The 12,810-nt window shown below is 72.8% G+C and carries 4 protein-coding genes; 2 read left to right on the plus strand and 2 right to left on the minus strand.

The genetic code is table 11. From position 1 onward, the window contains the following. Positions 1 to 2,517: type I polyketide synthase (locus tag ACH4F2_RS34655; RefSeq protein ID WP_398136694.1), on the minus strand; the 2,517-nt coding region annotated here is incomplete at its 3' end. Between the two features lie 48 nt (positions 2,518 to 2,565). Further along, the gene (locus ACH4F2_RS34660; RefSeq protein ID WP_398136695.1) at positions 2,566 to 10,509 is read right to left on the minus strand and encodes an SDR family NAD(P)-dependent oxidoreductase; all 7,944 of its coding nucleotides are present in this window, start codon (positions 10,507 to 10,509) and stop codon (positions 2,566 to 2,568) included. A 360-nt stretch (positions 10,510 to 10,869) separates the two neighbouring features. Here ACH4F2_RS34660 and ACH4F2_RS34665 point away from each other — a divergent pair, with 360 nt between their 5' ends. Both ACH4F2_RS34665 and ACH4F2_RS34670 read left to right on the plus strand, forming a co-directional pair. Next, complete coding sequence (locus ACH4F2_RS34665) at positions 10,870 to 11,877, plus strand: ATP-binding cassette domain-containing protein (protein ID WP_398136696.1); 1,008 nt, start codon at positions 10,870 to 10,872, stop codon at positions 11,875 to 11,877. Further along, positions 11,874 to 12,668, plus strand: a complete 795-nt coding sequence (locus ACH4F2_RS34670; protein WP_398136697.1) for an ABC transporter permease — start codon at positions 11,874 to 11,876, stop codon at positions 12,666 to 12,668. Before ACH4F2_RS34665 ends, ACH4F2_RS34670 begins: the two co-directional genes overlap by 4 nt. The last annotated feature ends 142 nt before the right edge of the window (positions 12,669 to 12,810 follow it).

Raw genomic sequence — 12,810 nt, forward strand, 5'->3', positions numbered from 1 at the left:
CACGAAGAAGCGATGGCCCTGCTCCGCCAGCGCCCTCGTCGCCTCCTCGAAACGCACCGTCTGCCGCAGATTCGTGTACCAGTACTCCGCATCCAACGTCGACGTGTCCAGCCAGTCCGCCGTCACCGTCGAGAAGAACGGCACCTCCGACGCACGCGGCTCCAACCCCGCCAGAACATCCAGGAGCTCGTCGCGGATGGCCTCCACGTGCACCGAGTGCGACGCGTAGTCCACCGGAATACGACGGGCACGGACCTCCTCCGCCTCACACCCGGCCAGCAACGCGTCCAGGCCGGCCACATCCCCGGAGACCACCACGGAGGAAGGCCCGTTGACCGCAGCCACCGACAGCCCGTCCGACAGCCGCTCCCGGACCTCCCCCACCGGCAGCGCCACCGACACCATGCCACCCGCACCCGACAGCGCCAGAATCGCCTTCGACCGCAGCGCCACCACCTTCGCCGCATCCTCGATCGACAGCGCACCCGCCACACACGCAGCCGCGATCTCACCCTGCGAATGCCCCACCACAGCAGCCGGCACGACCCCGTACGAACGCCACAGCTCCGCCAGCGACACCATCACCGCCCACAGCACCGGCTGGACCACGTCCACCCGCTCCAACGCCTCCGCATCACCAAGCACGTCGAACAACGACCACTCCACATGCGACGACAGAGCCTCCGCACACTCCCGCATCCGCCCCGCGAACACCGGCGAAGAAGACATCAGCTCCGCCGCCATGCCCACCCACTGCGAACCCTGACCCGGGAACACGAACACGGACTTGCCGTCCGCACCCAGAGCCGTGCCGCTCACCGCTCGCCCGGCCACCTCACCCGAGGCAACCGCACGCAACCCTTCGCACAGCTCCTCCAGGTCACCACCCACCACCGCAGCACGGCAATCGAAAGCAGCCCGCGAAGTGGCCAGCGAGAAGCCGACGTCGACCGGCGTCAGACCCTCCGGGTCCGCGACGTGCGCCAGCAGCCGCTCGGCCTGTGCCTTCAGCGCCTCCGCCGACTTGCCGGACAGCACCCACGGCACCACCACCGGGGCCGACACGGATCCAGGCATCGAACCCGGCACCGAACCCGGCACCGGCTCGGACGACGTCTCCTCGTCCTCCTCGGGCTCGGGTGCCTGCTCCAGGATGACGTGCGCGTTGGTACCGCTGATCCCGAACGAGGACACACCCGCCCGCCGCGGGCGGCCGGTCTCCGGCCACTCCTGGTTGTCGGTCAGCAGCTCGACCTGGCCGGCCGTCCAGTCGACGTGGGACGAGGGGGTGTCGACGTGAAGGGTTCTGGGCAGCAGGCCGTGGCGTATCGCCATGACCATCTTGATGACACCGGCGACACCGGCCGCGGCCTGGGTGTGCCCGATGTTCGACTTGATGGAACCGAGCCACAGCGGCCGGTCGCCGTCGCGCTCGTCGCCGTAGGTGGCGAGCAGGGCCTGTGCCTCGATCGGGTCGCCCAGCGCGGTGCCGGTGCCGTGGGCCTCCACCGCGTCGACCTCGGAGGCGGTCAGTCGGCCGTTGGCCAGCGCCTGGCGGATGACGCGCTGCTGCGAGGGGCCGTTGGGGGCGGTCAGGCCGTTGGAGGCGCCGTCCTGGTTGATCGCCGAGCCTCGGAGCACGGCGAGGATCCGGTGTCCGTTGCGGCGTGCGGCGGAGAGTTTCTCCAGGACGACGACGCCGGCGCCCTCGCCCCAGTTGGTGCCGTCGGCGGCCTCGGCGAAGGCCTTGCAGCGGCCGTCCATCGCCAGGCCGCGTTGCCGGGCGAACTCGGTGAACAGCTCGGGCACGGAGATGACGGTGACGCCGCCGGCGAGGGCGAGGGAGCATTCGTCCTGGCGCAGTGACCGTGCCGCCAGGTGCAGTGCCACCAGGGACGACGAGCACGCCGTGTCCACGGTGATCGCGGGGCCCTCGAGGCCCAGGGTGTATGAGATGCGGCCGGACAGGACGCTGTCGGTGTTGCCGTTGACGAGGTAGGGCTTCAGGTCGTCGGACACGGTGGGCACGGAGGTGCCGTAGTCGCCGTGGACGGCACCCGCGAAGACGCCGGTGCGGGTGCCGTGCAGGGACAGGGGGTCGATGCCGGCGCGTTCCACGGCTTCCCAGGCGGCTTCGAGCATCAGGCGCTGCTGGGGGTCCATGGCCTGTGCTTCGCGCGGTGAGATACCGAAGAACGCCGGGTCGAAGCGGTCGGCGTCGGTCACGAAACCGCCCTGCTGGGTCCGGGACGAGCCGGGCAGGTCGGGTACGGAGTCGTAGAGGCCGTCGATGTCCCAGCCGCGGTCGAGCGGGAACGGGCCGATGGTGTCGGTGCCGGAGGCGACGACGTCCCACAGTCGCTCGGGTGAGTCGATGCCGCCGGGGAAGCGGCAGCTCATCCCCACGATGGCGATGGGCTCGCGATCCGCTTCCTCGAGTTCGGCGACCCTGCGGTGGGTGCGCCGCAGCTCGGCGGTCATCCACCGGAGGTTGTCGAGGAGCTTCTCGTTCGACATCAGTTCACCACTCGCTTTCCGGGCTCCGCCTTGTGTACAGAGCTCATTTCAAGATCGCCCGAACTCGTTCTGGATGATGTGGAACAGGTCGTCGGCGGAGGCCGACTCCAGTTCCGTGCCGTCTGCCTCGACTTCTGTGCCGTACTGGGTGTTCCACCGGGAGAGAGTGGACTGGAGGCGGGCGGCGATCTGTGCCGCCTCCTCGTCGTCCCGGTCGATGGCGCCGATCGCGGCGTCGATCCGGTCGATGTCGGCGAGCACCGCCGCGGCGGCCGAGATCTGCGTGCCCTGGCCGAGCAGTTCGGCGGCGAGGTGATCGCTGAGCGCCGTCGGTGTGGGGTAGTCGAAGACCAGGGTGCTCGGCACCCGGATGCCGGTGGCCTCGGACAGCTGGTTGCGGAACTCGACCGCGGTCAGGGAGTCGAAGCCGAGTTCCTGGAAGGTGCGGCCGGGTTCCACGGACGCGGGTCCGTCGTGTCCGAGTACCGCTGCTGCGTTGGCCCGTACCAGGTCGAGCAGCGCCGTGTGCTGCTCGGCCGGGGTGAGTCCGGCGAGCCGTTCGGCGAGGCTGGGTCCCGTTGTCCCGGGTCCCGCCGCGGCGTGCCGTGCCGCCGGGCGGACGAGGCCGCGCAGGAGCGGCGGGACCGCGGCGCCCGACTCGCGCAGGGCGCGGGTGTTGAGCCTGGCGGGGACGAGGAGGGGTTCGTCCGTGCGGCTCGCGGTGTCGAAGAGGCCCAGGCCGTCCTCGGTGGTGAGGGCGCCGGTACCGGTGCGTGCCATGCGGGTGACGTCCGCGTCGGTGAGGTGTGCGGTGAGGGCGCTGCGCTGGGCCCAGAAGCCCCAGGCGAGTGCCTGTCCGGCGAGTCCGTGCCGGCGGCGGTGCTGGGCCAGGGCGTTGAGGTAGGCGTTGGCGGCGGTGTAGTTGCCCTGGCCGGCGTCGCCGAAAACGGACGCCGACGACGAGAACAGGGTGAACATCGCCAGGTCCAGGTGCCGGGTCAGTTCGTGCAGATGGCGGGCGGCGTCCGCCTTCGGGCGGAACACGGCGTCGACGCGCTCGGGGGTGAGGGATCCGATCGTGGCGTCGTCGAGGACGCCGGCGGCGTGGACGACGCCGGTCAGCGGGTGGGTGGTGGGGATCGCGGCGAGGGTGGCGGCGAGCGCGTCGCGGTCGGCGGCGTCGCAGGCCGCGACGGTCACTTCGGCTCCCAGTTCGGTCAGTTGGGCTTCCAGTTCCTGGATGCCCTTGGCCTCGCGTCCCCTGCGGCTGGTCAGCAGCAGGTGCCGTACGCCCCGTTCGGCGGCCAGGTGCCGGGCCAGCTCGGCGCCCAGCGTCCCGGTGCCGCCCGTGATCAGCACCGTGCCCTCGGGGTCGAGGGCGTGCGGCACGGTGAGGACCGTCTTGCCGGTGTGCTCCGGCCGTCCGGCGCGGCGGAAGGCGTCCCGTGCCCTGCGTACGTCCCAGGTCCTGACCGGGAGGGGCTGGAGGACGCCCGTTGCGAACAGGTGCAGTACTTCGGTGAGCATCTCCTGGACGCGCCGCGGGTCCGCCCGGCGGAGGTCGACGGCCGTGTACGCGACGCCGGGGTGTGCGGCGTCGAGGTGGGCGGTTACGGGGTGCCCGGCGTCAGGGTGGGCGGTTACGGGGTGCCCGGCGTCAGGGTGGGCGGTGGCGGGGGGTGCGACGGAGGGCTGGTTGGCGGAGGGGTGTGACGCGCCGGTCGCGTCCGGCTCTCGGGGGTCGGCCGGGTGGGTCGCCAGGAACCGTCCGCCTCGTGGCAGCAGCCGGAGCGAGGGGTCGGTGGACTGCCGGGCCGACGTGTCGAGTACGAGGTCGACTCCTCGTCCGCCGGTCGTCTCGAGGAACGCCGTTTCGAAGGCGGGGGTGTGCGTGGAGGCGAGGTGTTCGTCGTCGAGGCCCAGGGAGCGCAGGGCGTCCCACTGTTCCTCGTCGGCGGTGGCGTACACCTCCGCGCCCAGGTGCCGGGCCAGTTGGATCGCCGCCATGCCGATGTCGCCGGTGCCGCGGTGCACGAGGACGGACTCGCCCTCGCGCAGGCCGCCCAGGTCGACCAGGGCGTGGTAGGCGGTGAGGAAGGCGAGCGGGGTGGCGGCGGCCCGCTCGTGGGACCAGCCGTCGGGTGTCGGGGCGAGCAGGGCCCGGTCGGCCACGGCGTGGGTGCCGAAGGCCCGGTCGACGAGTCCGAGGACCCGGTCGCCGGGGGTGAGGTCGGTGACGTCGGGGGCGGTCTCCACGACGATGCCCGCGGCCTCGCCGCCCAGGGCCGTCCCCTCTCGCCGCAGGCCCAGCGCGCTCGTCACGTCAGGGACGGAGACGCCGGCCGCGCGCACGGCCACGCGTACCTGCCCGGGGGCGAGTTCTGCCGCGGCCTCGGGCGCGGGTACGAGGGCGAGGCTGTCGAGGGTGCCGCGCGCGCCGCTGTCGAGGCGCCAGGGCGCGGTGCCCTCGGGGGGTACGAGTGCGGTGCCGGTGGCGGCGCGGGCGAGGCGGGGCGCTCGCGGGACGCCGTCGCGGACGGCCGTGCGGGGTTCACCGGAGTGCAGTACGGCGGCCAGTGCGTCGGTCACGGCGGGTCCGTGGTCGTCGGCGCCGAGGTCGACGAGGACGAACCGGCCCGGGTTCTCGGCCTGCGCGGAGCCGAGCAAACCCCAGACGGCCGCTCCCGGCAGGTCGGTGACGTCCTCGTCCACTCCGGTGCTGACCGCGCCCCGCGTCAGCACGACGAGGCGGGTCTCGTCGAGGCGTGGCTCGGCCAGCCACTGCTGCAGGAGCGTGAGCGCGCGGTGGGTGGCGCCGGCGGGTCCGTCGCTGCCGGCCGCGGTGATCGCGGCGAACACGACGTCGGGCGGGTCGTCGGGGAGCGCGTCGGGTGCGGGATGGGACGGTACGCCGTCGAGTCCCGCGTCACCGAGCTGGGCCCAGGCGGTGGTGTCGCCATCGGGCCGGTGACGGGCCGGGAGTTCGGCCCAGTCGACGCGGTACAGGAGGTCGCCGCGTGCCTTCGCGGCGGCGGCCGCGCCGGTCGCCTCGCGCAGGAGCACGGAGTCGGCGCGGAGCACCGGGAGGCCTTCGGCGTCGACCACCGTCAGGGACACCGTGTCGGGGCCCGTGGGCCGCAGCAGGGCCCGTACGACGCCCGCGCCGACCGCGTGCAGTGTCACTCCGCGCCAGGTGTGCGGCAGCCTCGGCCTGCCCTTTTCGCCGGCGTCGGGGAGGATCCGCGGATGCAGTACCGCGTCGAGCAGGGCGGGGTGGATGCCGAACCGGCCGGCGTCGTCGGGGCCGGTGTCGGGCAGTGCCGCCTCGACGTACAGGTCTTCGTCCAGTGTCCAGGCGGCGCGCAGTCCCTGGAAGGCGGGGCCGTAGTCGTGTCCGTTGTCGTCCAGGCGTTCGTAGAGGCCGGTGAGGTCGGCCGGCTGCGCGTTCTGGGGCGGCCAGGACACGGCGGGGGTGGTCGCCCGGAGGCCGTGGTCCGGTGTGCCGGTCAGCAGACCCGTGGCGTGCCGGTCCCATGGGCCGTCCGCGATGTCGTCGGGTTCGTCGCCCTCGGCGAGGGGCCGCGAGTAGAGGGCGACGGTCCGGGCTCCGTCGTCGGACGGCGGGCCGACGACGATGCGCACGGCGATGGATCCGCGCTCCGGCAGGGCCGGCGGGGTCTCGGTGGTGAGTTCCTCGATCCGGTCACAGCCGGCCAGGTCAGCGGCGCGCAGTACGCACTCCAGGAGCGCCGGGCCCGGCAGCAGGACCGTTCCGCCGACGGTGTGGTCCCGGAGCCAGCCGGACGAGGCGAGCGACAGCTGTCCGGTGACCAGGAGTCCGCCGTCCTCCGGTATGTGCACCACGGCGCCGAGCAGTGGGTGGTCGGCCGAGGCCAGTCCGACGGCGGCGGCCCGGGTGGCTTCCGAGGACGGGCTCAGCCAGTAGCGCTCGCGCTGGAACGCGTAGGTGGGCAGGTCCACGCGGCGGGTGTCGCGGCCGGTGAAGAACGCGGGCCAGTCCAGGTCCGCTCCCACGGCGTGGTACCGCCCGAGGGCCGTGAGCAGGGTTTCCGGTTCGGGGCGTCCTCGGCGCAGGGCGGATATCAGCGTCGGCCGGCCGGTGAGGGATTCCTGGGCCATGCCCGACAGCACGCCGTCCGGGCCCAGTTCGAGGTAGACGCCGACACCCTGGTCCTGGAGCCAGCGGATCCCGTCGCCGAAGCGCACGGCCTCGCGGACGTGGCGCACCCAGTAGTCGGCGGACGCCACGTCCTCGGGCCGCCCGGTGAGGTTGGAGACCACCGGGATGCGCGGCCGCGCGTACGACAGTGACTCGGCGACGCGGCGGAAGTCGTCCAGCATCGGGTCCATGCGCGGCGAGTGGAAGGCGTGGCTGACCCGCAGTTCCTTGGTCCGCAGTTCCAGCCGCGCGCAGTGTGCGCCGATGTCGGCGACGATGTCCGCGTCGCCGGCGACGACGACGGACGACGGGCCGTTGACGGCCGCGAGGGACACCTGTGTCTCGTGGCCTCGGAGGTAGGGGGCCACGGTGGTCTCGTCGGCGGCGATCGCCAGCATCGCGCCGCCCTCGGGCAGCGCCTGCATCAGCCGTCCCCGGGCGGCGACCAGGGTGACCGCGTCGTCCAGGGACAGCACCCCGGCGACGTGCGCGGCGGCCAGCTCACCGATCGAGTGTCCGGTGACGTAGTCGGGCCGCAGCCCCCACGACTCCAGCAGCCGGTACAGGGCGACTTCGAGGGCGAACAGGGCGGGCTGTGTCCAGCCGGTCCGGTGCAGCGCCTCGCCGTCCTCGAACATGACGTCGCGCAGCGGTCTGTCCAGCAGTCCGTCGAACTTCGCGCAGACGGTGTCCAGTTCGTCGGCGAAGGCGGGGAACGCCTCGTACAGTTCGCCGCCCATGCCGGCGCGCTGGGAGCCCTGGCCGGAGAACAGCACGGCCGTCGGTCCGGGGGCCGAGGCGTCGCCGCGCACCACGCCGGCGGCCGGGGTTCCTCCGGCCAGGGCGTCCAGGGCCCTGGTCAGTTCCTCGCGGCCGGTGCCCACGACGACGGCCCGGTGTTCCAGTGCGGCGCGTGTCGTGGCCAGGGAGTAGGCGACGTCGAGCGGTCGTACGTCGTCGGTGAGGGCGTCCCTCAGCCGTCGGGCCTGCGCGGCGAGCGCGGTCTGCGAGCGGGCGGAGACCAGCCACGGCAGCGGGCCGTCCGCGGGTTCGAGGTCCAGGTCGAGCGGCCGGGTGCGCCAGCCGGTGAAGAAGGCCTCCCAGTCGGGCGAGACTCCCCCGGTGTGGAGGGCTCCGATTCTGCGCAGGAGGCTTTCGGTCTCGCCGAGGGCGCCGCCGGCCAGGTGGTCGGGGCCGAGGTTCACGGTCCGGCCCGGGAGCTGGGCCAGGGCGTCGGGGGTGGCACCGTCCCGGCCGTCCGTGCCGAGGCGTCGGTTCCAGTAGGCGGCGTCGCCGACGTCGGCGATGTCGCCGGTGAGCGCCGAGAGGACGGGGATGTCCGGTTCGGCGAACCCGATCAGTTCCGTGAGCCAGTCGAGGCCGGGGCGCGGCAGCCGGTTGCCGTGCGCGACGACCAGGGCCGCGGCGTCCGCGGGTTTCAGCGCGCCCGCGACGTGTGCGGCGGCCAGTTCTCCCACGCCGTGTCCGGCGAGCCGGTCCGGGGTCAGGCCCCAGGAGGTGAGCAGACGGTGCAGGGCGACGTCGTACGCGTACACGGCGCAGTCGGCGTAGAGCGGGTCGGCGAGTCGTGGGCCTCCTTCGGCCAGCACCTCGGCCAAGGGCTGCTCCAGGTAGGGGTCGAGGTGCGCGTACGCCTCGGTGAGGGCGTCGGCGAACACGGGGAAGACGGTGAGCAGTTCCTGTCCCATGCCGACGCGCCGGGCGTCGCCGCCGGAGAGGACGAAGGTCGTGCCGGTGGGGTGCGGGCCGGGTCTCGGGGTGCGCCCCCGCAGCAGGTGGGAGTGGGTCCTGCCGTCCGCGAGCGCGTCGAGGGCGTTGAGCAGGTCGTGGGTGCCACCCGCGACGACGACGGCGCGCGCGGGGTCACCCGTGTCGGTGGCGGCCAGGGCGCGTGCGATGTCGGCGACGGTCGTCCGCGGGTGGTCGGCGAGGTGGTCGGTGAGGCGTGCCCGTACCGTGCCGGCCCGGTCGCGCAGCGCGGCGTCGCCGGGTGCGGACAGGACGACGGGTGCGCTGCCGGCGGTGACCTGGCCGCGGTCGGACGCGGTGGGATCACCGCGGTCGGGTGACGGTCCCCGCGGTGCGGCGGGTTCGGGGGCGGGCGCTTCCTCGATGACGGCGTGGGCGTTGGTTCCGCTGAAGCCGAAGGAGGAGATCCCGGCCCGGCGCGGCCGGCCGGTGTCGGGCCAGGCGGTGGTCTCGGTGAGCAGTTCGACGGCTCCGGCGGTCCAGTCGACGTGCGGGGTCGGCTCGTCGATGTGCAGGGTCCGGGGCAGGGTGCCGTGGCGCATCGCCATGACCATCTTGATGACACCGGCGACACCGGCCGCGGCCTGGGTGTGCCCGATGTTCGACTTGAGTGAGCCCAGCAGGAGCGGTCCGGTGCCGGCCCGGTCCTGGCCGTAGGTGGCGAGGAGGGCCTGTGCTTCGATCGGGTCGCCGAGCGTGGTGCCGGTGCCGTGGGCCTCGACCGCGTCGACGTCACGGGAGGTGAGGCCGGCGGCGGCGAGAGCCTGGCGGATGACGCGTTGCTGGGAGGGGCCGTTGGGTGCGGTGAGGCCGTTGGAGGCGCCGTCCTGGTTGACGGCGGTGCCCCGGACGACCGCGAGGACCTGGTGCCCGTTGCGGCGTGCGTCCGAGAGGCGTTCCAGGACGAGCAGGCCGGCCCCTTCGGACCAGGCGGTGCCGTCGGCGGTGGCGGCGAACGCCTTGCAGCGGCCGTCGGCAGCCAGTCCCTGCTGGCGGCTGAAGGAGACGAAGCCGCCGGGGCTCGACATCACGGCCACTCCGCCGGCCAGGGCGAGCGAGGCCTCCCCCAGGCGCAGGGCCTGCGCGGCCTGGTGCAGCGCGACGAGGGATGCCGAGCAGGCGGTGTCGACGGTGACGGCGGGGCCTTCGAGTCCGAGGGTGTAGGCGATCCGGCCGGAGGTGACGCTGCCCGCGGTGCCGGTGACGAGATGGCCCTCCATGCCGTCCGGGGCGGCGGCGATGCGCGGCCCGTACTCCTGGGCCTCGGCGCCGACGTACACGGCGGTGCGGGTGCCGCGCAGCGCCGTCGGGTCGATCCCGGCTCGTTCGAACGCCTCCCAGGCGGTTTCGAGGAGTACCCGCTGCTGCGGGTCCATGGCGAGGGCCTCGCGCGGTGAGATGCCGAAGAAACCGGCGTCGAAGTCGGCGGCGTCGTGCAGGAATCCGCCCTTGTCGACGTAGGTGGTGCCGGGGCGGCGGCTGTCCGGGGAGTAGAGGCGGTCGACGTCCCAGTCGCGGTCCCCGGGCAGGCGGGTCAGGGTTTCGCCGCCCTCGACGAGGAGTTGCCACAACTGCTCGGGCGAGGTGATGCCGCCGGGGAACCGGCAGGCCATGCCGACGACGGCGACGGGTTCGCCGGGTGCCGCCGCGGCCGGCTCGTCGGCGGGCGGCCCGCCGGGCACCTCGCCGAGGAGTTCGGTGAGCAGGTGATGGGCGAGGGCGCGCGGTGTCGGGTGGTCGAAGGCGAGGGTGACGGGCAGTCGCAGGCCGGTGGCTGCGGTCAGCCGGGCGTGCAGGTTCACGGCGGTGAGCGAGTCGAAGCCGAGCTCCCGGAAGGCCTGCCGCTCGGGCACGGCGCCGGGTCCCGCGGGGCCGAGGACGTCGGCGACGGCGCCGCGCACGAGTTCGGTCAGCAGCCGCTCGCGCTCGTCCGCGCCGAGGTCGCGCAGGCGAATACGCAAGGCCGCCCCGCGCGAATCGTTGGAGAGCTCGTCAAGGCCGTGTGTCATTGCGCTCCGCTCACTCACCGATACGTGGAACACCGCGGCCGCCAGGGGCCGGAATCAGGCGGGCCGAATCAGGGCAGCATTCGGTCGGGATACCTTGAGAATGTATAGACGAACGTGTCGCTCCGGCTCGCGGAACTCCCCCTAGGCCGCCCCTAGATGCCCCTGTTCTCAGGTCGGAAACGCGCCCGCTGCCCACATCCGGCCGGTGGTCCGTAAGGTAGGCCGTCGAGTGTCGGCAGAGTGCCGCAGGGAATACAACTCTCCTGGTCCTTATCGGACTTCCGGGCGGCAGGCCTGCTTCACGTTCGACTGGAATTCCATCCGAGGCAATGGGAAAGCGCATTCGACGCGAGCTGCCCGGCGCCTGAGCTTCCACCGGCTACCGGGGTGAATATGACTGCTTCCAAGCCAAGTACAGCCCTGCGGGCCGAAGGGCTCGTCAAGAATTTCGGCTCGTTCCGCGCACTCGACGGCGTGGACCTCGAACTGCCGACGGGCCAGGTCCTCGGTCTGCTGGGACCCAACGGCGCGGGCAAGACCACGACCGTGCGCTGTCTTTCCACGCTGCTTCGGCCGGACGGCGGCCGTGCCTGGGTCAACGGCCACGACGTCCTGAAGAATCCGCACGAGGTGCGGCGTTCGATAGGCCTGTCGGGCCAGTTCGCGGCGGTCGACGAGAGCCTCACCGGATACGAGAACGTGGTGATGTTCGCCCGGCTGGGCGGCCTGTCCAAGTCGGCGGCCATCGACCGCGCCACCAGTCTGATCGACCGCTTCGGCCTCAAGGAGGCGGCGGGCCGGCCGCCCAAGACGTACTCGGGCGGCATGCGGCGCCGTCTCGACCTGGCGAGCGCGCTCGTCGGCGATCCCGCCGTGATGGTGCTCGACGAGCCGACGACGGGCCTCGATCCGCGCGGCCGGCTGGACACCTGGGACCAGGTGGGCGAACTGGTCGGCGACGGCACGTCGGTGCTGCTGACCACGCAGTACCTGGAGGAGGCCGATCAGCTCGCCGACTCGGTCGCCGTCATCGATCACGGCCGGGTCATCGCGCACGACACGGCCGACCGGCTCAAGGCGCAGATCGGCGCCGACAAGATCCGCGCCGTCGCGGCGACGGCGGGTGGCGTGGCCGCCCTGACGGAGGTCCTCGCCGGCATCGGCACGGCCGTCCCGGTGGTGGAGGAGCTGGCACGCACCGTGTCGGTGACCGTGAGCACCGGCGTCAAGGCGCTGGGCGCGGCCATCAGGCAGTTGGAGGACCGTGACGTGGAGCTGGTCGACATCGGCCTGCAGCGACCGACGCTCGACGACGTGTTCCTGTCCCTGACCGGCAGGCCCGAACCAGCCGAGTCCGGGTCGGCCGAGACCCAGGACCGAGTCCCCGAGAAGGTGTCGTGAGCAGCATCACCGAGGCCGCCCGCAGCGGCTCGATCATCACCGGGCGCAACCTGCTGCACATCTGGCGGGAGCCCGGCGCCCTGATCTCCCATCTGTGCACGTCCATCATGTTCGTCGTGCTCTTCGCCTTCGTGATCGGCGGCGGGCTCGGCGCCCTGTACCCCGAGTATCTGATTCCGGGCATGCTGGGCCAGAACGCGGTGTTCGTGAGCATCTACACCACGGTCGGTATCGCGTACGACATGGAGAAGGGCATCGTCGACCGGTTCCGGTCGCTGCCCATCTCACGCACCGCCGTGCTCGTCGGCCGTACCACTTCCGACCTGGCCGCGACCGCGATGAACATCGCGCTGCTGTCGCTGTGCGGTCTCGCCATCGGCTGGCGGATCAGGTCCGACTTCTGGTCGGCCGCCGCGGCGTACGGCCTGCTGCTGCTGTTCGCCTTCGCGATCTCCTGGGTGGGCGCCTACATCGGCCTGCGCTGCAAGCGGCTGGAGAGCGCGCAGAGCCTCGGCATCATGTGGGTGTTCCCGTTCACCTTCATCTCGTCGGCCCTGGTGGGCAGTCAGTACATGATCCAGCCGTTCAAGGCCGTGGCCGAGTGGAGTCCCCTGACGGCGCTGTGCGACACCATCCGGAACCTGTTCGGCAACCCGATTCCGGAGGACTTCCCGGAGTCCACCGGCTGGGCCGCGCAGCACTCCGGGCTGTACCTCCTGCTGTGGTGCGTGGCGCTCCTCGCGGTCTTCGTGCCGCTGACGACCCGCCGCTACCGCAGGCTGTCGGGCTGAGGAAGCCGTACACAACGGCGGGGGGGCCCCCCCCCCCCGGGGGGGGGGGGGGCGGGGGGGGGGGGGGGGGGGGGGGGGGGGGGGGGGCCCCCCCCCCCCCCCCCCCGCCCCCCCCCCCCCCCCACCCACAAAACAACAACAA

It is taken from the genome of Streptomyces sp. NPDC017890 (assembly GCF_044328675.1).
Taxonomy (GTDB): Bacteria; Actinomycetota; Actinomycetes; order Streptomycetales; family Streptomycetaceae; genus Streptomyces.